16 protein-coding genes are annotated in these 17,987 nt (G+C 60.9%); 12 read left to right on the forward strand and 4 right to left on the reverse strand.

From position 1 onward, the window contains the following. Nucleotides 1-54: 54 nt before the first annotated feature. From secD to ybaL, 3 genes are all read right to left on the reverse strand, one after another. Complete coding sequence (gene secD, locus AC1DF8_RS07060; protein ID WP_477995447.1) at nt 55-2,604, reverse strand: protein translocase subunit SecD; 2,550 nt, start codon at nt 2,602-2,604, stop codon at nt 55-57. A 94-nt stretch (nt 2,605-2,698) separates the two neighbouring features. Next, nucleotides 2,699-3,118, reverse strand: coding sequence for a hypothetical protein (locus tag AC1DF8_RS07065; RefSeq protein ID WP_113116614.1), 420 nt, complete (start codon nt 3,116-3,118; stop codon nt 2,699-2,701). Between the two features lie 15 nt (nt 3,119-3,133). After that, nucleotides 3,134-4,951, reverse strand: a complete 1,818-nt coding sequence (gene ybaL / locus AC1DF8_RS07070; protein ID WP_477995449.1) for a YbaL family putative K(+) efflux transporter — start codon at nt 4,949-4,951, stop codon at nt 3,134-3,136. A 34-nt stretch (nt 4,952-4,985) separates the two neighbouring features. Between ybaL and AC1DF8_RS07075 the strand changes: the two genes are divergently transcribed. After that, complete coding sequence (locus AC1DF8_RS07075) at nt 4,986-5,291, forward strand: helix-turn-helix domain-containing protein (RefSeq protein WP_477995451.1); 306 nt, start codon at nt 4,986-4,988, stop codon at nt 5,289-5,291. A 6-nt stretch (nt 5,292-5,297) separates the two neighbouring features. On the opposite strand, the gene AC1DF8_RS07080 is transcribed toward AC1DF8_RS07075, so the two are convergent. Beyond that, on the reverse strand, nt 5,298-6,722 hold the full coding sequence (locus AC1DF8_RS07080) for an ArnT family glycosyltransferase (RefSeq protein ID WP_477995453.1): 1,425 nt from the start codon (nt 6,720-6,722) through the stop codon (nt 5,298-5,300). Nucleotides 6,723-7,368: 646 nt separating this feature from the next. Here AC1DF8_RS07080 and AC1DF8_RS07085 point away from each other — a divergent pair. The 11 genes from AC1DF8_RS07085 to fliF all read left to right on the forward strand — a co-directional run bounded on the left by AC1DF8_RS07085 (nt 7,369) and on the right by fliF (nt 17,621). Further along, complete coding sequence (locus tag AC1DF8_RS07085; protein ID WP_477995455.1) at nt 7,369-8,997, forward strand: globin-coupled sensor protein; 1,629 nt, start codon at nt 7,369-7,371, stop codon at nt 8,995-8,997. Between the two features lie 63 nt (nt 8,998-9,060). Further along, nucleotides 9,061-9,357, forward strand: coding sequence for an STAS domain-containing protein (locus AC1DF8_RS07090; RefSeq protein WP_112541545.1), 297 nt, complete (start codon nt 9,061-9,063; stop codon nt 9,355-9,357). Beyond that, on the forward strand, nt 9,354-9,719 hold the full coding sequence (gene cheY1 / locus AC1DF8_RS07095; RefSeq protein ID WP_003570362.1) for a chemotaxis response regulator CheY1: 366 nt from the start codon (nt 9,354-9,356) through the stop codon (nt 9,717-9,719). The genes AC1DF8_RS07090 and cheY1 overlap by 4 nt, the downstream gene beginning before the upstream one ends. Nucleotides 9,720-9,739: 20 nt before the next feature. Further along, on the forward strand, nt 9,740-12,040 hold the full coding sequence (locus tag AC1DF8_RS07100) for a chemotaxis protein CheA (protein WP_477995457.1): 2,301 nt from the start codon (nt 9,740-9,742) through the stop codon (nt 12,038-12,040). Nucleotides 12,041-12,046: 6 nt separating this feature from the next. Beyond that, nucleotides 12,047-12,514 (forward strand): chemotaxis protein CheW, encoded by a 468-nt coding sequence (locus AC1DF8_RS07105; RefSeq protein WP_112541543.1) that lies wholly within the window; start codon nt 12,047-12,049, stop codon nt 12,512-12,514. Next, nucleotides 12,511-13,422, forward strand: a complete 912-nt coding sequence (gene cheR, locus AC1DF8_RS07110; protein ID WP_112541542.1) for a protein-glutamate O-methyltransferase CheR — start codon at nt 12,511-12,513, stop codon at nt 13,420-13,422. Before AC1DF8_RS07105 ends, cheR begins: the two co-directional genes overlap by 4 nt. After that, nucleotides 13,419-14,465 carry a protein-glutamate O-methylesterase CheB gene (gene cheB / locus AC1DF8_RS07115; protein ID WP_477995459.1) on the forward strand — a complete coding sequence of 349 codons (1,047 nt, stop codon included), beginning with the start codon at nt 13,419-13,421 and terminating at the stop codon, nt 14,463-14,465. The genes cheR and cheB overlap by 4 nt, the downstream gene beginning before the upstream one ends. Then, nucleotides 14,465-14,854 (forward strand): response regulator, encoded by a 390-nt coding sequence (locus tag AC1DF8_RS07120; RefSeq protein WP_007816129.1) that lies wholly within the window; start codon nt 14,465-14,467, stop codon nt 14,852-14,854. The genes cheB and AC1DF8_RS07120 overlap by 1 nt, the downstream gene beginning before the upstream one ends. After that, nucleotides 14,851-15,405 (forward strand): chemoreceptor glutamine deamidase CheD, encoded by a 555-nt coding sequence (gene cheD, locus AC1DF8_RS07125; RefSeq protein WP_112541540.1) that lies wholly within the window; start codon nt 14,851-14,853, stop codon nt 15,403-15,405. The genes AC1DF8_RS07120 and cheD overlap by 4 nt, the downstream gene beginning before the upstream one ends. 16 nt (nt 15,406-15,421) lie before the next feature. Continuing rightward, a complete protein-coding gene (gene cheT / locus AC1DF8_RS07130; RefSeq protein ID WP_112541539.1) occupies nt 15,422-15,811 on the forward strand; it encodes a chemotaxis protein CheT in 390 nt (129 codons plus the stop codon). A gap of 112 nt (nt 15,812-15,923) precedes the next feature. Beyond that, nucleotides 15,924-17,621, forward strand: coding sequence for a flagellar basal-body MS-ring/collar protein FliF (gene fliF, locus AC1DF8_RS07135; RefSeq protein WP_112969856.1), 1,698 nt, complete (start codon nt 15,924-15,926; stop codon nt 17,619-17,621). The last annotated feature ends 366 nt before the right edge of the window (nt 17,622-17,987 follow it).

The raw sequence follows: 17,987 nt of genomic DNA on the forward strand, positions 1-17,987 counted from the left end.
AGGGCGCCGGCTGTGCAACCGGCGCCCTCTCCAAGTCCGTTAAATATCGGCGGTTTAGCCTGCCGTTTTGCGCGGCTGGCCTGCATCCGGCGGAATGATTTCCACGGCTGCATCGTTCGAAGCCGCGACTGCCTTGGCATGGCGGCGGCGCCAGTCGCCGAGGAAGAGCAGGATCGGTGCTGCGATGAAGATCGACGATGCAGCGGCAACGAGAATGCCGAAGGCCATCGGGATCGCGAAGCTTTCCACGGCACTGCCGCCCCAGATTGCCATCGGCAGCAGAGAGAGGAAGGCCGTCGCATTGGTATAGAGGCTTCGGGCCAGCGTCTCATTGATCGACTTGTCGATGATTTCGCGCAGCGGCATCGACTTGTAGAGGCGCATGTTTTCACGCATGCGGTCGTAGACGACGACCTTGTCGTTCACCGAATAGCCGACCAGCGTCAGGATGGCTGCGATGGCCGTCAGGTTGAAGTCCAGTCCCGTCAACGCGAAGAAGCCGATCGCCTTGGTCACGTCGAGCACCAGAGTGACGATGGCGCCGACCGCGAACGGCCATTCGAAGCGGAACCAGATGTAGAACAGCATCGCAAGGCTTGCGACGACGACCGACAGGATACCGGCCCAGGCAAGCTCGCCGGAAACCTTCGGACCGATGACGTCGGTACCGGTCACGGTCGCCGACGGGTCGATCTTGACGATCTCGGCCTTCAGTTTGGTCACCGCGGCCGTCTGTGCTTCCTCACCACCGTCCTGGCGCTGCGCGCGCACCAGCATGGTCTTGTTGTCGCCGAAGGACTGCAACGCGACTTCGCCGAGGCCAAGGCCGTTCAGACCTTCGCGGAAGCGGCCGAGATCGGCAGCGTCCTGCGTCTTCACCGACATCTGGATACCGCCACGGAAGTCGACGCCGTAGTTGAGGCCCGGATAGATGAACAGGGCAATCGAAGCGATCGACAGCAGCGCGGAGACGGTCACGCCGAAGAAGCGTGCTTTCATGAACTGGATATGCTTGTCGTAGGGGCTGAAGGGGATCAGCGGCCTGATGTTCAGGACCTTCAACTTCCGACGACGGGCGATCTCGATCATCGTGACACGCACGAAGGCGACCGAGGTGAACATCGAGATGATCAGGCCGAGCGCCATGGTCACGGCAAAGCCGCGAACCGGGCCGGAGCCGAACCAGAACAGGATGGCGGCAGCGATGAGCGCCGTCATGTTGCCGTCGATAATGGTCGAGTAGGCACGGCGGAAGCCGGTGTCGATAGCCGCAAAGGCACTCTTGCCCTTGCGCGTTTCTTCACGGATGCGTTCGTTGATCAGGACGTTCGCGTCGACCGCAAGGCCGATGCCGAGCACGACGCCGGCGATGCCGGGCAGGGTGAGCGTCGCCCCGACAAGCGTCAGTGCCGAGAAGGTCAGGATCGTGTGGATCAGAAGCGCGATATTGGCGAGAATGCCCCAGGTGCCGTAGAGCACGAAGATGAAGGCGGCGACGAGCACGAAGCCGACGACGCCGGCATAAAGGCCCATCTTGATCGCGTCCGCGCCGAGGTCGGCGCCGACGGTGCGTTCTTCGATGACGGTCAGCTTGGCGGGCAGGGCGCCGGCGCGCAGCATGGCCGCGAGCGTATTGGCGCTCTCAGTCGTGAAGTTGCCGGAGATCTGCCCCGAACCGCCGGTGATCGGCTCGCGGATGACAGGCGCGCTCAGCACCTTGTCGTCAAGCACGATGGCGAAGGGATTGCCGACATTCTGACGGGTAATATCCGCAAAGCGGGTAGCACCGGCGCTGTCGAAGCGGAAGGTAACGACCGGYTGCTGGTTCTGGTCGAAGCTGACGCGGGCATCCGAGAGGCGGTCGCCGGAAATTTCGACGCGGTCGAGAACCGGATAGGAGTTGCCTTCGTCGTCCTTCATGATCGTCACGCCGGGGCCGGCCTGGCCGTTCGGGGCGAGCATATGGAAGGACATCTTGGCGGTGGAGCCAAGAAGTTCGCGAAGGCGGGACGGATCCTGTGCGCCCGGAAGCTGGACGAGAATACGGTTGGAGCCGATGCGCTGGATCGTCGGCTCGGCAACGCCGACCTGGTCGACGCGCTGGCGAATGACTTCAAGGCTCTGTGCGACGGCATTGTCGACATTGGTTGCAATACCGGCCGGCGAGAAGCCAATGGTGATATTGCCGCCATCGGCCGTGACCGCAAGGTCGGACTGGCCGGCGCTGATGCCGCTGGAGATCACATTGCCAAGGGTGCGAAGTTGYGTGACGGCAGCATCGCTCTGCGACGGATCGGCGAGCGAAACAACGATATTGTTATTGTTGCGGACGATCGACTTCGGCTGAATGTTCTTTTCGCGCAGCACGCGGCGCGCGTCCTGCAGCAGCGAGTTCAGGCGCTCCTTGGTGAGATCGGCCTCATCGACTTCGAGCACGAGGTGCGAACCGCCGCGAAGGTCGAGACCGAGGGAGACCTGGCTATGCGGCAGCCAGGCAGGAATGCGCTGGAGCACGCTTGGCGGCAGCGCGTTTGGAAGGGCGATCAACAGGCCGAGCACGATGATCACCGTATAGGTGAACACCAGCCATGGTGAATTGCGCATGTTTTAAGTCCTTGGATAATGCTTTGGCCCGCGCGACCGCGCTGCGGCATGTCTACATGTCTATTTGATCAGAAGCACCCGAAGGTGACGTGATTCAGGCAGCCTGCGGCGGTGCGCGGGGCTGGTGAGCCCGGGCTGTGGCAGGCCGCAGCGGGGCTTCGAACTCAGGTGCCGGGGCGGCCTGGCGCCAGTCGGCAATATGCAGTGCGGGCGCAGCGTTCAGCGATGCCGGGCCGGCATCGTGGACCTGCTGTTTCGGTGCCATCTTGCGGTCGCTGATCAGCAAGCCGCGAATGGCGTCGCGCGCAGTCACCTGCGTCTGCTGCGAATCCCGGCTGGAAGACGACAGGCTGTTCGGCGCCGACGACGGGCCGATGACGATATTGCCGCCGAAGAGCAGGCCGAGATAGGCGAGAAACGCGACGACAACGGAAGCGGCAATACGACTTGCCAGACGGCGCTGACCCAGCTCCGTCTCCCCTGTCTCAGCGATTTCACTCCCAAATCGGCTCAAAGGCGCGCCAATCTCTCATTCTTTTCCCGGCGGAGGCTCCACCGACGGCACGATTGTACCAGCCGAAGGTCCGTCTTCATAGGGTGCACTGTCATGATGCACTTGAGCGAGCCGGTCAACCATGCCAAGCGCAATTTCCCGCTCACCCATGATCACGGTATCGGCGCCGTATTGCCGCAGTTCGTCTACCTCGGCGTCGGAATGAGCGCGCGCAACGATCAGGATCGATGGATTGATGGCGCGGCCCTGCTCGGCAATGCTGCAGGCTTCGAAGGCATTCGGAATAGCGATGACGAGGCTGCGGGCGCCGGCGATATTGGCGAGGCCGAGTGTTTCGCGGCTGACGGCATTTCCGGAGAGCACTTCGATTCCCTGCGCACGCAGCTCTGCAATGCGCTTGTCGGAATCCTCGATGACAAGGAAAGGRGTGCCTGCGGACTTGAGGTTCTGGCCGACAATGCTGCCGACGCGGCCATAGCCGACGAGGATTGCGTGGCCGCTCAGTGCCGTCGGGTGAACGTCGTCCGCGTCAACGTGTTCTTCCACATGTGCTGTGACGGTATCCGTTGCCGGAACTGGAGCTTCCGCCGGCTCCTCGCGCTTTGTTTCCAGGAGCGGCCGCATGCGGTCACAGACGAAGAAGAGCAGCGGGTTGAGGATGATCGAGATGATCGCGCCGGCAAGGATCAGGTCTCGGCCTTCCTCCGGCAGAAGGCCGAGGTCGACGCCGAGGGCGGCGAGAATGAAGGAAAATTCGCCGATCTGCCCGAGGCTCGCGGAGATCGTCAGCGCCGTGCCGACCGGCTTCCTGAAAAGCAGGACGATCAGGAACGCCGCCACGGACTTGCCGATCACGATGATGAAGACGGTCGCAAGTACCGGCAGCGGCCGTTCGATCAGGATGTTCGGATCGAACAGCATGCCGACGGAGACGAAGAAGAGCACCGCAAAGGCATCGCGMAGCGGCAGGCTTTCCTGGGCGGCGCGATGGCTGAGTTCGCTTTCGGCGAGAACCATGCCGGCAAAGAAGGCGCCGAGTGCCAGCGACACGCCGAAAAGCTTGGATGCGCCAAAGGCGACGCCGAGTGCGATGGCCAGCACGCCGAGACGGAAAAGCTCGCGCGAGCCCGTATGGGCGATGCGATGCATCGTCCAGGGAATGAGCTTGCGGCCGAAGACCAGCATGAGCGCGACGAACAGCACGACCTTGACCAGCGTCATGGCGATGATGCCGCCGACGCCAAGATCGAGGCCGAGAAGCCGGTTGAGGCCCGCCGAAAGAGGTTCGACCGGACCATGACCATCGCCGGTGATACTGGCAGCCGCCGGAATCAGCACCAGAGCCAGCACCATGGCTAGGTCTTCGACGATCAGCCAACCGACGGCGATACGCCCGCGTTCCGTTTCGACAAGACGCCGCTCCTGCAGGGCTTTCAGCAGCACCACCGTCGAGGCGACGGAAAGCGCAAGGCCGAAGACGAGGCTGCCCCCCGTCGGCCACCCGAGAAATGCACCGAGACCCCAGCCGAGCAGCGTGGCAAAGCCGATCTGTACGACAGCACCCGGCACCGCGATGCCTCGCACGGAGAGCAGGTCCTTAAGGGAAAAATGCAGGCCGACGCCGAACATCAGCAGGATGACGCCGATTTCCGCAAGCTCCGGCGCAAGGCTTTGATCGGCAACGAAACCCGGCGTATGGGGGCCGACGAGGACACCCGCGACAAGATATCCCACAAGAGGAGGAAGGCGTAGGCGATTGGCGATCGCGCCTAGAATAAATGCCAGCACGAGGCCGCCGACGATCGTCGAAATCAAAGGCGTATCGTGGGGCATCACTCTCTCCCGGTGTGGAAATCCTGTTTAAAACATGACATATATGATCTATATTGACCAATATGGGTGGTTTGGAATTATGGGTCAAGGTGCAAAAGAAACAATTCTGACGCCTGCTTTGTGCCGAGCGGCTCGCGGGCTGCTTGATTGGACTCAGACGGATCTTGCTGACAAGGCAGCCGTCTCCCGCAGCACGATCCGCGACTATGAAGGCCGTCATCACGAAATCCATCGCGCGACGGAGGCACAGTTGCGCCTTGCCTTCGAGGAGGGCGGCGTAAAATTTATCGAAATAGAAGGCTGCGGAACCGGCCTCTGCCTGCCCGGCTCCGTGAATTGAACTTCCTCAGGGCCGCATCAGGCAGGCCGCGCCGACCTTGTAAACATAGATCGTATCGCCTTTGTAGTTACCTTTTTCCGGCTGCCAGCTTTTCAGCATTTCCGGCGTTTCGTTTGCGCAGTTCAGCGGCTTGGAAGTCAGGAATAGGACCTGCCCGCGGGTATCGGCCGGCAGGGCGAATTCCTGCTCGTAATAGCTGTCCGGCAAATCGGCCGGCGGACGGGCATAGATCTTGTAGGACGTATCCCGCAGAGTGTGGAAGAGGTCGGCGACCATGTCCCTGTTGTCGGTGACGATGATGCCGGCGCCGGCCTGCGCCGCAAGATCGGCAGCTTCACGGCTGACTTCGGCTCGGCCGAGATAGCGTTCCATGACTTCCTTGCCGTTGGGCAGCACCAGTTGATGCGAGAAGATCGTTGCGAAAGGGAAGAGCAGGCAGGCAATGCCATTGATGGTGAGCGATGTTCTGAGACCCTTCGGCCACAGCCGATAAAGCACCCAGACGGCCAGCACGATGCCTGCCACATAGGCCGTTACGGCCCAGTTGGCATAGGCTTTGGCAATTGTCGCCTGCAAGGTAATGAGCAGCACGACCGGGATCGACAGCCAGACGAGTATCTTCTCGCGCGGCTCGCTGCGGCCGCGGATCATGTTCCAGACGGCCCAGAGCATGGCAAAGAAGACGATCGGGCCGACGACGCCAAATTGCGCCGAGAAGAATTCCAGCCCGCCGCGGATATTGATGCCGAGATCGCTCCAGTGGGCGATATCCTGCGTGTGGCGCACCGTCGTATTGTTGTTCTGGAGGTTCCACCAGAGGTTCGGGACGGCGACGACTGCCGATGTAACGACCGCGATGATGAAATCGCGCACCGAGATGCGCGCCGCCGGAATGAGCAGCATCGCGATCGCGCCGCCCGGCACAAGGAAGAGCACGGCATATTTCGTCAGGAACGCCAGCCCGACGCCGATACCCATGAGGAGAGCCAGCCCGACCGAGCGACGCCGCATCAACTCGAAATAGGCAATGAGCGCAATGCCTATGAAGAAGAGCAGGATGACGTCGGTGGAAAAGAAGACAGAGGAAAGCGCAACCGCCGGCAGCGTGATATAAGTCGCGCCGACCCAGCCTTCGATCTCCGGCCCGATGAAGCGCTTCGCCGTTTTCATCAGCACCAGCGCGGTTGCCATGTGGAAGAGAGGGCCGGGGAACCGCAGCCAGTAAATGTCGCTGGAGCCGGCAAGCTCGGTAAAGATCCTGAGCACCCAGGCAATCATCGGCGGTTTTGAATAATAGCCGAAATCGAGATTCTGAGACCAGAACCAGTATTGCGCCTCATCGACGAACAGATCCGTCGTATCAAAATGAAGCGTCACGAGGCGGAAAATCGTGAACGCCAGAATGATGAAGAGGCCGGTCCGAGCTGACATTAATTGGTTACTTCCGCTGACACAGGAGCGCGTGTCGATACACCAACGGTATCGGGCTGCCAACGGGAAAGGTAAGAAGCGTCGGAGGGCGGCGTCTTAGAAGACGCGAAGAGTGCGGCTGTCGCGGTGTGCCGCGATCACATCGAGGAGGGTGATGGCCGCGGCGATCGCAATCGCGATCAGGCAGGAACCCATTCCGAGAACTATCATTTCTCTTTCCTTGTTGACATCATGTCAGGCTCTTCAAATCGGCTCTATAACATAGAGCTTGCGTGTGCCTTGTAGCAGCGATGCAACTCTGTGCCAGTATTTACTAGGTCAAGTCTGGCGAATTGTTTCAAAAGCTATCGACGCGAAGGGCTTATTAACCTTCAAGCAAGGAATTAACCATAAACATTGGGTTACACGTCGGAATGGGAAGATGCACTCGTTCCCACCAGGCATGACGCCGCCCCGCCGTACCGGGTCGATCCGGTATCCATCTCTTCAGGCAGCTCCGAAACAGAATTGCTGATCAGGAGGCTTCAGTCCGTCGGTCGTTACCGATGGCGAAGACGGTCTCCATGCGTAGCGTTCTTCGGAAACGTCAAAAGTTTTTGGCCGGGTTAGCCCGGAAAGTGGTTGGGGACAGGCGTTGGGGCAGGATATGCCATCAGATCAGGCTCGTGGAGCACAGGCAGGCAGCCTGCGTGACCGCCTGCGCTTTGCAGGTCTCGACACCGACCAGTGCGAGATGGTCCGCCGCAATCGGCCTGCCCTTGAAGCTCATCTGAAGGCCGGCCTGCGCGATCTCTTCCATCGTTTCCAGTCTTTCCCGGATGCCGCGCGCAATTTCGGAAGCGAGCGTCAGATCGAGCGCCTTCACGACCTGCAATCCTCACACTGGGATGTGTTGACGGATGCACGTTTCGACAGCCTCTACGCGGAACGCGTCAAGGTTCTCTCCGATACCGAAAGCAAGATCGGCCTGGATCCCCGCTGGCACATGGCAGGCCACGGCGTCATGCTGGAGCACGTGATTTCCGGTCTCGCCGATGAACTGGCCGGCCGCCCGGTCCTGCCATCGGCCAAGCGTCGTGCTCGTGAGATCACCGACCTGATGACATCGATCATTCGTATCGTCATGGTCGACGTCGAAATCGCCGTCTCGCTGCGTTTCAATGCGCTGCGCACCACGCAGCAGCGGGCACTCGCCGATCAGCGTGCCGAAGGTGAGGCGGAAATCGCCCGTATCTTCAGTGACGTCATAGAAAGCCTGTCAGCCCGGGACTTGACGCAGCGCGCACCGGTCGATGGCGCTCACGCCGACATTGCTGCAGCGCTGAACGCGGCCCTCGACAACCTCCAGACGGAATTTGCTGCGATTGCCGAGCGCAATGCGAAGGCGGAAGCTGCAACACAATCGCTTGCCGGCGCATCCCGCAGCTTTGCCGGCAATGCCTCCGGTCAGGCCGGGCGCCTGCAGCTTTCCGCTGCCGCCCTTGCCGGCATTGCAGAGCGGGTCCGCGAGGGTGCAGCGGGCAGCCGGGCTGCCGAAAAGGCGGCCGCAGCCACGCGTGCCGCCGTCGAGGAAAGCGGCGAGGTCGTCGGCCGCGCAATCAACGCCATGGCTGATATCGAACAGTCTGCGGAGAAGATCGGCCAGATTATCGGCGCGATCGACGAGATCGCCTTCCAGACGAACCTGCTTGCCCTGAATGCTGGCATCGAAGCCGCACGCGCCGGCGAATCTGGCCGCGGCTTTGCCGTCGTGGCGCAGGAAGTGCGGGCACTCGCCCAGCGCTCCGCAGAAGCGGCCCGTGAAATCAAGACGCTGGTGACCACCACCAAGACGCAGGTCGACGCCGGCGTGCAGATGGTCGGACGCACGCAGGATTCGATTGCCAGCATCGTCCGCCAGGTGACTGACATCAACGCCGCGATCGCCAATATTGCCAGCGAGACCGGTGAACACGCCGCCGGCCTCGAAGCTGCGACTGCCGATGTAAAGGGTCTCGGCGGCGAAGTGGCAGACAATGCAAGCTTCGCCGAGCGTTCTGCCGAAGGCGCCGATCACCTCTACACGGTCATTCTCGAGCTTGGCCAGACGATCCGTGAGTTCCGCATTGCCCGTGAAAACACTTATGCAACCCGGCTGCAGCCGGCACGTGCCGCCCAGCCCCGGCAGGTTGCGATCGCGGCGCGTCCGGAAGCGGTCGAAGACGAATACGAAAACGACGATTTTACCATGCCGTTGCCTGTCGCGAGAGCGGGAGGTGGGCGGAATGTTTACTAACCTATCGGATTATGACGCCGGCTCGCTTTCGCGGGTTGGGGACAAGGGGACAAGGAAAAGCTGATGGCAGCAAAGAAGAGTGCCAAGACGCTGGAGTTGCCAGCGGTTCTTGATCTCAATGAGGCGTCCGCATTGCGCGACAAGCTTCTCTCCATGCGCGGAAACCCTCTGGCGATCGATGCTTCGGCAGTCGAACGCATTGGCGCTCTTTGCGCCCAGGTTCTGATGGCCGCCGAGAAGACCTGGGACCAGGACAAGCAGTCGATCACCTTCTCGAAGGTGTCCGACGCATTCACGAAAACCATGCAGTTGGTTGGCGTCGACATCGACCACCTGCTTGCCAAGGAGATCCGGCAATGAAGAAGAAAGTATTGACGGTGGACGATTCCCGTACCATCCGGAACATGCTTCTCGTAACCCTGAACAACGCAGGTTTCGAGACGATCCAGGCCGAAGACGGCGTTGAAGGCCTCGAGGTTCTCGAAGAGTCCAACCCTGACGTCATCGTCACCGACATCAACATGCCGCGCCTCGACGGCTTCGGCTTCATTGAAGGTGTCCGTCGCAACGAGAAGTACCGTGCGATCCCGATCCTGGTGCTGACCACTGAAAGCGACGCGGAAAAGAAGAACCGTGCCCGCCAGGCTGGTGCCACCGGCTGGATCGTCAAGCCCTTCGACCCCGCCAAGCTGATCGATGCCATCGAGCGTGTAACCGCCTAAAAAGCCCAGGATTTGCTCCTATGGATATGAACGAAATCAAAGAGATCTTTTTCCAGGAGTGCGAGGAACAGCTCGCCGAACTGGAATCCGGTCTCCTGAAAATGAATGATGGCGATCGCGACCCGGAAACCGTCAATGCGGTTTTCCGCGCGGTCCATTCGATCAAGGGCGGTGCCGGTGCCTTCGGTCTGGATGACCTCGTCGCCTTCGCCCACGTCTTCGAGACCACACTTGATTGCGTTCGTTCCAACAAGCTTGAGCCGAACCAGGACGTCCTGAAGGTCATGCTGAAGTCGGCCGACGTGCTCGCCGACCTGACCAATGCTGCCCGCGATGGCGGCAGCGTCGATGAAAGCAGAAGCCGCGGCCTCGTCAAGGAACTGGAAGCGCTTGCCCATGGCGAGCTGCCGTCTCCTTCGGCGGTTTCCGAGGCGCCCGCACCGAAGCCGGTTCCCAAGGCCGCTGCTGCTCCGGCTGCCGTAGCCCCGACTCCGAAGCCGACCGACGATAGCGGCTTCCAGCCGATCCCTTTCTCCTTCGACGATTTCGGCGGTGAAGAGAAGCCGATCGATCTGCCGGCCTATGAAATCATCTTCAAGCCGCGCTTCGAACTCTATTCAAAGGGTAATGACGCCACTCTTCTGCTGCGTGATCTCTCCCGCCTCGGCGAGATGAGCATCTATTGCAACACCGATGCTCTGCCCGGCCTCGATGAGATCGATCCGGAAGGCGCCTATTTCTTCTGGAACATCACGATCAAGACGGACAAGGGCGAAGACGCCATCCGCTCGGTCTTCGAATTCGCCGAATGGGATTGCGACCTGACCGTGAGGCCGGCAGAGGACAGCAAGCCCGGCGACACCAACGAAGAACTGCCGATGATCCCGGTCCCGTTCGATCTCTCGATCCTGGATGATGGCGGTACCTCCGAAGCACCGGCTGCGGCCGAGACCACGGCCGAGGATACGGCGGCGGCCGTTGCTGCTGCCGAAACGGCGACCAACGTCACGCAGATGGCTGCTGCTGCCGCCCGTGTCGAAAAGAAGGAATCGGCTGCCGCCGCTGCGGCTGCAGCAGCAAGTGCTGCCGCCCAGAACAATGCCGCTGCCAGCGCCGGCCAGACGATCCGCGTCGATCTCGATCGCGTCGACCGCCTGATCAACCTCGTCGGCGAGCTTGTCATCAACCAGGCGATGCTCTCCCAGAGCGTCATCGAAAACGATACGACCGGCACGTCCTCGATCAATATGGGCCTCGAAGAGCTGCAGCAGCTCACCCGCGAGATCCAGGACTCGGTCATGGCGATCCGCGCCCAGCCCGTGAAGCCGGTCTTCCAGCGCATGTCGCGTATCGTCCGCGAAATCGCCGACATGACCGGCAAGTCGATCCGACTGATCACAGAAGGTGAAAACACCGAAGTGGACAAGACGGTCATCGACAAGCTGGCCGAGCCGCTGACGCACATGATCCGCAACGCCGTCGACCACGGTATCGAAACGCCTGAAAAGCGTGCTGCTGCCGGCAAGAACACCGAAGGTACGGTCCGCCTGACGGCAAAACATCGTTCCGGCCGCATCCTGATCGAACTGGCCGACGACGGCGCCGGCATCAACCGCGAGAAGGTCCGCCAGAAGGCGATCGCCAACGAGCTGATCTCGCCTGACGCCAACCTGTCGGATGAGGAAATCGACAACCTGATCTTCCTGCCGGGCTTCTCTACGGCCGACAAGATCTCCGACATTTCCGGTCGCGGTGTCGGCATGGACGTCGTCAAGCGCTCGATCCAGGCGCTCGGCGGTCGCATCAACATCACCTCGAAGCCGGGCCATGGTTCCGTCTTCACGATGAGCCTGCCGCTGACGCTCGCTGTTCTCGACGGCATGGTGGTCACGGTCGCCGGCCAGACGCTGGTCGTGCCGCTGACGGCGATCGTCGAAACCCTGCAGCCGGAAGCGGCCGCGATCCACTCCTTCGGTGCGAACCACCGCCTGATCTCGATCCGCAACTCCTTCTGCCCGCTGGTCGATGTCGGTCGCATCCTGAACTTCCGCGCCACCCAGGCAAACCCGGTCGAAGGTGTCGCCCTTCTCGTCGAATCCGAAGGCGGCGGTCAGCGCGCCCTCATGGTCGATGCGATCCAGGGGCAGCGTCAGGTCGTTATCAAGAGCCTCGAGGCGAACTACACCCACGTTCCGGGCATCGCTGCCGCAACCATCCTCGGTGACGGTCGCGTGGCCCTTATCCTGGACGTGGATGCGGTGGTCGGCGCCTCGCGCGGACAGTCCCTTAAGGCGGAAATGTCTCTGGCGGCAGTAGGATAAGAGGCAATGTCGTACACGGCGAAAAATCTGACCCTCGGCGGAAACGAGCTTATCGCATTCCGCATCGGCGATCAGGAATTCTGCGTGAACATCATGGCGGTCCGCGAGATCCGGGGCTGGACCCCGGCGACCGGAATGCCACACTCGCCATCCTATATGGTGGGCGTCATCAATCTGCGTGGTGCAGTGCTGCCGATCATCGATCTGTCGGCCCGGCTCGGCATGAAGCCGACCGATCCGAGTGCCCGTCACGTCATCATCGTCGCCCAGGTCCACCACAAGGTGGTGGGCCTGCTGGTCGATGCTGTTTCCGACATCCTGACCGTCACTGACGATGACATTCAGCCGACACCCGAGATTTCCTCGGACCTTCAGCGTCAGTTCGCTCGCGGCATTCTCTCGATCGAAAAGCGAATGATCTGCCTGATCGAACTCGAAGCCCTGTTCCCAGATACCGAAAGCGAAGCCGCATGAATGCACTTGGCGTAAAAGATCAGAGGCAGCCTGGTGCCGACGAGGTTCTGGCGAGCGGCGAATACCCGCTGACGCGCCGCGATCTCTCGGAAATCGCCGCCATGATCTATGCGGATGCCGGCATCTTTCTCAATGAGACGAAGGCTTCGCTGGTCTACTCTCGTCTGTCGAAGCACATCCGCAATCTCGGCCTTTCGGGCTTTCGCGAATATTGCGATCTTGTCGCCTCGCCGGCCGGTGCTGCCGCCCGGCGCGAGATGCTGTCGCACCTGACGACAAATTTCACGCGCTTCTTCCGCGAGAACCATCATTTCGAACACTTGCGCGATCACGTCCTGCCCGATCTTCTGAACCGGGCGCGTGCCGGCGGCCGTGTGCGGATATGGTCGGCTGCGTCCTCGGATGGGCAGGAGCCCTATTCGATCGCGCTGACCGTCCTCTCAATGATGCCGAATGTCGCCGACTACGACTTCAAGATTCTCGCGACCGACATCGACCCGAAGATCCTCGCGGTCGCCCGCACCGGTGCCTACGATGAAAACGCGCTGGAAACCGTCTCACCTGCCATGCGTAAGCAATGGTTTACCGAGGTCGAGATGCAGGGGCGCCGCAAGTATCAGGTCGACGACCGCGTGAAGCGTCTTATCACCTACAACGAGCTGAACCTGATGGCCCAGTGGCCGTTCAAGGGCAAGTTCGACGTCATCTTCTGCCGCAATGTCGTCATCTACTTCGATGAGCCGACGCAGATGAAGATCTGGCAGCGCTTCGCCGGCCTGCTGCCGGAAGGAGGGCATCTCTATATCGGCCACTCCGAGCGAGTCTCGGGCGAAGCCAAGAACGTCTTCGACAATATCGGCATCACCACCTATCGCTATACGACCAAGGGTATCGGGAGGAAGGCATGAGCGCTCCGGCAAGAGTTCTCGTCGTTGACGACTCGCCGACCATGCGCGGCCTGATCTCGGCCGTTTTGAGCTCGGATCCCGAAGTCGATGTCATCGGTCAGGCCGGCGATGCCCTGGAGGCGCGCGAGGCGATCAAGCGGTTGAACCCGGATGTGGTGACGCTCGACATCGAGATGCCGAACATGAACGGTCTCGAGTTCCTCGAGAAAATCATGCGCCTGCGGCCCATGCCCGTCATCATGGTCTCGACGATGACACATCGCGGCGCGGAGGCGACACTCGCCGCCCTCGAAATCGGTGCCTTCGATTGCGTCGGCAAACCGCAACCGGGTGAACCGCGCCCGTTCGGCGACCTTATCGAGAAGGTGAAGGCCGCCGCCCGCACACAGCGCAATTTCGCCAAGCCGGCCATGCTTGCCGCCGTCACGCCGACCGCAGTGGCCGATTTCCGCGTCGGTCGCAAGATCGTCGCCATCGGTTCTTCGACCGGTGGCGTGGAAGCCCTGATCGCCGTGCTGCAGAAATTCCCGGCGAATTGCCCGCCGACCGTCATCACCCAGCATATGCCGCCGACCTTCACGAAGAGCTTTTCCGAACGGCTGAACCGCCTCTGTGCGCCGGTCGTGGAAGAAGCGACCGATGGCGCCCGTCTCGAGATCGGCAAGGTCTATCTGGCACCCGGCGGCGAACGTCATCTGCAGGTCTCCAACGCATCGGCGCCCTGCTGCCGGCTGGTGGAACGGGCGCCGGTCAATGGCCACCGCCCGTCGGTCGACGTGCTCTTCGATTCGGTTGCCGAACTCGCCGGGCGCAATGCCGTTGGCGTTATCCTTACCGGCATGGGGCGCGACGGCGCTGCCGGGCTGTTGAAAATGCGCCACGCAGGGGCAAGAACGCTCGGTCAGAACGAAAAAACCTGCGTTGTTTACGGAATGCCAAGAGTTGCCTACGAACTTGGCGCAGTTGAGCAGCAGCTACCGCTGACTGCTATCGGCGAAGAAATACTGAAAATGACAGCCGCCCGAAAGGAAGGGACAGAATAATGTCGATCGCGGAGAAAATCAAAGTTCTGATCGTTGACGATCAGGTTACAAGCCGCTTGCTGCTCAGCGACGCACTGACGCAGCTGGGCTTCAAGCAGATCACCTCTGCCGGCGATGGCGAGCAGGGCATGAAGATCATGGCGGAGCAGCCCCATCATCTCGTCATCTCCGACTTCAACATGCCGAAGATGGATGGCATCGGTTTCCTTCAGGCCGTGCGCAGCAACCCGAACACCAAGAAGGCGGCCTTCATCATCCTCACCGCACAGGGCGACCGTGCACTGGTGACCAAGGCAGCGCAGCTTGGCGCAAACAACGTTCTGGCGAAGCCCTTCACCATCGAAAAGATGAAAGCGGCCATCGAAGCCGTGTTTGGAGCCCTGAAATGATCACTGAGGGTGCGGCCCGCCGCGTGCACATCATTCAGGGTGAATACAAGGTCTTGAGTGATCCGGATGCGGTGCTTTCGACCATCCTTGGCTCGTGCGTGGCAGCCTGCCTCAGAGATCCCGTCGCAGGTGTCGGCGGCATGAACCACTTTCTGCTGCCGGGGACAGGCAACACCCCGATGACCGGCGGCGATGCCACGCGCTACGGCGTGCATCTCATGGAACTGCTGATTAACGGCCTCCTGAAAAAGGGCGCGCGGCGCGACCGGCTGGAGGCCAAGATCTTCGGAGGAGCGAAGACGATCTCGACATTCTCGAATGTCGGCGAGCAGAACGCAGCCTTCGCCATGCAGTTCCTTCGAGATGAAGGCATTCCGGTGGTCAGCTCCAGCACGGGCGGTGAGCATGGACGCAAGATCGAATACTGGCCGGTGTCCGGCCGGGCCCGGCAATACCCCCTGACCGGCGCCGAAACCCAGAGAACTGTCGCTCTCGAGCAGCGCCCCGCCGCTCCGCAAAAGCCCGCCGAGACCAGTATCGAATTCTTTTAATGGCGAGGATTTTTATATGACTTTTACACCGATGATCGAGCCGCCATCGCCGGTTGAGGCGCTGAGCGACGTCTTGATGCGCATTGTCTCCGAGCTTCACGACGTTGCCTACCTGATCGAACGGATCGAACCTCAGCTGATCGAACTGGGCGGCTCCGAAATCCTCAATTCTCCCGATAGCATGAAGGTGATGCAGGGTATCGATCTCGCCGTGCAGAAGTCGCGCGGCCTCGCCGAGTTCATCGACACCATCACCGGTGAAATTCCGCATAACTGGTCAATCGATGTCGCGACCGCACTAAGCCTCGTCAAGCTTGCCGAGATGCAGAAAGCGCTCGGCGGCGGTACGCGCCACGGCCACTCCCAGCCGCTCAGCAAGGCTGCCGGCGACTTCGATTTCTTCTGATACTGCAATTCTCCTAGATGCGCTGAACGAAACGCTCGCACAAGTTTCGGCGTCTATTCGTCAAATGAGGCAATAAGCCTGCTTTGTCTTTGACGGATCGTGCGAGAACAGAATGAATCTGTTAAATCAATTAGTTCAGATTATTAAGAACTTTGGTTCCCTTGGGCGGACGCGTTTGATGATCCTTGGTGGGGTCGGCGCCGCTTCCATCGCAATCATCCTGGCGGCCGCAATTTTCGTCAACAAACCGGCCCAGGAAACGCTTTATGTCGGCCTGGAGACGACTGATCTCAATCAGATCAGCATGGCGCTCGCTGAAAGCAATGTCGACTTCCAGGTCGGGACCGATGGCTCCAGCATCACCGTACCGGCCGGCATGACCGGCAAGGCCCGTCTGCTGCTTGCAGAGCGCGGCCTGCCGAACAGCGCCAATGCCGGCTACGAACTCTTCGACAATGTCGGCTCGCTCGGCCTCACCTCCTTCATGCAGGAAGTGACCCGCGTCCGTGCGCTCGAAGGTGAAATCGCCCGCACCATCCAGTCGATCTCAGGCATTACCGCCGCACGCGTCCACATCGTCATGCCCGAGGTCGGCAACTTTCGGAAGGCCGAACAGAAGCCGACGGCTTCCGTCATGATTCGCGCCAGCGCCGCGACGGGACGAAACGCGGCCACCTCGATCCGCCATCTCGTCGCCTCGGCCGTGCCGGGGCTCGACGTCGCTGACGTGACGATCCTCGACTCGGCCGGCCAGCTTCTCGCTTCCGGCGATGATGCCGCCAATGGCACGCTGAACCGCTCGCTCAACATCGTCCAGAATGTCCAGCAGGAAGTCGAATCCAACATCGACAAGGCGCTCGCACCTTTCCTCGGCATGGACAACTTCCGCTCCAGCGTCACGGCCAATCTCAACACCGACGCCCAGCAGATCCAGGAAACCACCTACGATCCGGAATCCAAGGTCGAGCGCTCCGTTCGCTCCACGAAGGAAGCACAGCAGTCGCAGCAGAATCAGTCCGACAATGCGACGACGGTCGAGCAGAACATTCCGCAGGCGGCCCCGCAGGCCGGCGGCGCAAATGGTCCGCAATCGCAGGACAAGTCCGACAAGCGGGAAGAACAGACCAACTACGAAATCAACAGCAAGACCACGGCCACCACGCGCAACAGCTACCGGGTCGAAAAGCTCTCGGTCGCCGTCGTCGTCAACAAGGGCCGTATCGCCAAGATGGTAGGCGAGCCCGCCGACCAGGCCAAGATTGACGCCTATGTTGCCGAGATGCAGAAGATCGTCGCCTCGGCCGCCGGCATAGATCCGAACCGCGGCGACGTCATCACCGTCACCCCCATGGATTTCCTCGAAAACCAGCTGCTCGACGATGCCAACGGCGGTGTCCATGTCATGGATATGCTGAGCCGCAACCTCGCAGGCATCATCAACTCGCTGGCCTTCGTTGCGGTAGCCTTCGTGGTGATCTGGCTGGGCGTGCGTCCTCTCATCCGCACCGTCAGCGGCTCGGGTACATCCTCCGCCGCAGTCTTCGGCGACGCCACTCCGGAATCGGCCGGCCTGGAACTTCCCGACTTCGCACCGGCGGGTGCTGCGGCGGGCGGTGCTCTCATGGATGGCTTCGGCTCCGACTTCGGCTTCGACAGCACCGAGGATCTGCTCAGTCTCGGCGACGACGACGGCAACTTCAACCGCCGCGTCAAGGAAGGTCCGGAACGCAAGCTTGCCCGTATGGTGGAGATCAACGAGGAACGCGCTGCGAAGATCCTCAGAAAATGGGCCATCGACGAAGCTGCATGATAACAAAGGCCGGGAAACCGGCCTATTTCTTTTTCAGCTGTGGATAGACCGATCAGTAACGGAAACGTTATCGGCACCGGTAGCCGGCCCGTAAGGACCCGATTACTTTGTAACGAAGAATTCGGATGTAGAGATCCTGCGGCAAAGGGATGGCGTCGTCTTCGCGACGCTGAAGCCTTGAATAAGGCGGACGACGTAAGTATGCTTCCAATAGAACAACAGGTCGTTGCTTTCACGCGTTTGATATTTGCTTCCGTTGGGCGATCGGTTTCGGCGCGTCCCTGGCCGGAACTGTGATAATTACGCCATTCAGACCGATAATTCCGCGCAGCCCCACTCGCGCATAAGGCGAGGAACATTGCGGCC

The organism is Rhizobium sp. 05N49 (assembly GCF_056396805.1).